This window comes from Streptomyces sp. H27-D2, assembly GCF_035828615.1.
In the GTDB taxonomy this organism is placed as follows: domain Bacteria; phylum Actinomycetota; class Actinomycetes; order Streptomycetales; family Streptomycetaceae; genus Streptomyces.
The window spans coordinates 57,205-58,621 of the sequence record NZ_JAYMZR010000038.1 but is presented as its reverse complement, the minus strand read 5'-3'; the positions used below and the strand labels follow the sequence as shown (position 1 = coordinate 58,621).

Genomic DNA, 1,417 nt, shown 5'->3' with positions numbered 1-1,417 from the left:
CGCCGGGGGCGCACGCCCCCGGCGCGCCGACCACGCTGCTGGTCATCGCCAAGGCACCGGTGCCGGGGCGTGTGAAGACCCGGCTCACGCCGGTCTGCACGCCGGAGGAGGCCGCGCTGCTCGCCGAGGCGGCGCTCGCCGACACGCTGGCCGTGGTGCTCGCCGTGCCCGCCCGCCGCCGCATCCTGGTCCTCGACGGCCGGCCGGGCCGCTGGCTGCCGGACGGCATCGAGGTGCTGCCGCAGTGCTCGGGCGGGCTGGACGAACGGCTCGCGGCGGCGTTCGGCGCGGTCGACGGCCCCGCCCTGCTCATCGGCATGGACACCCCGCAGATCACCCCCGCCCTGCTCGCCCCGGCGCTCGCCGCCGACGCCTGGCAGCGCTGCGACGCCTGGTTCGGCCCGGCGACGGACGGCGGCTTCTGGGCGCTGGGCCTGGCCGAACCCGCGCCGCGGCTGCTGCGCGGGGTGCCGATGTCCACCGCCGCCACCGGCGCCGCGCAACGGCGGCGGCTGACCACGGCCGGGCTCAGGGTGCGGGATCTGCCGCCGCTGTGCGACGTGGACACGGCGGACGACGCGATCCAGGTGGCCGCCGCAGCGCCGGGCGGACGCTTCGCCGCCGCCGTGGCCCGGATGCCGCAACTGTCCGGCCCGTCAGGAACCCCGTCCCGTACGTCCCGTGCGCCCATCCCCTCCCGGCTGTCCGGGAGGGCCGCGTGTTGAGCGTCGAGGAGTCGGTCCAGCGCGGCCGGACCGACTCCTGGCGCGCCGACCCCTACACCGACGCGCTGCGCACCGGGCGCGGCCCGCTCTTCCTGCGGCGCACCGACGGCTGGCTGCTGCCGCTGGACGTCGAGCGCTGGTGCGCCCGCGCCGACCGCTCCGACCTCACCGTGCTCAGGCGCTGCGACGGGTCCGTACTCGACATCGGCTGCGGACCCGGCCGGCTCGTCGCCGCGCTCGTCGCCCGCGGACGGCCGTCGCTCGGCATCGACGTGAGCCCGGCGGCCGTGGCCCGTACGGTGCGCGCGGGCGGCACGGCGCTCTGCCGGTCGGTCTTCGACCGGCTGCCGGGGGAAGGGCGCTGGGGGACCGTACTGCTCATCGACGGCAACATCGGCATCGGCGGCGACCCGGCAGCGCTGCTGGAGCGCTCCGGCGAACTCATGGCGGCGCAGGGGAAGGTACTGGTCGAGACCGCGCCGCTGGACGTGGACGAGCGCCATCTGGTGCGCATCGACGACGGGCGCGGCGGCTGCGGCACGGACTTCCCCTGGGCCCGGATCGGCGCCCCCGCGCTGGTGCGCCGGGCCGGGGCGGCGGGCTGGACCGCCGTGGAGCAGTGGTCCGCCTCCGGCAGGTCGTTCGTGTCCCTGCGACGCGCGTAGGCAGCCGGAGTGGACCGGCCGGCCTCA

2 protein-coding genes are annotated in these 1,417 nt (G+C 77.8%); both read left to right on the top strand.

What is annotated here, in order from left to right; all coding sequences use genetic code 11:
* The first annotated feature begins 35 nt into the window (after positions 1–35).
* On the top strand, positions 36–725 hold the full coding sequence (locus tag QMK28_RS16755; RefSeq protein WP_326438653.1) for a TIGR04282 family arsenosugar biosynthesis glycosyltransferase: 690 nt from the start codon (positions 36–38) through the stop codon (positions 723–725).
* Positions 719–1,390: a class I SAM-dependent methyltransferase gene (locus QMK28_RS16750; protein WP_326438643.1), complete on the top strand. Its 672-nt coding sequence runs from the start codon at positions 719–721 to the stop codon at positions 1,388–1,390. The genes QMK28_RS16755 and QMK28_RS16750 overlap by 7 nt, the downstream gene beginning before the upstream one ends.
* Positions 1,391–1,417: the final 27 nt, after the last annotated feature.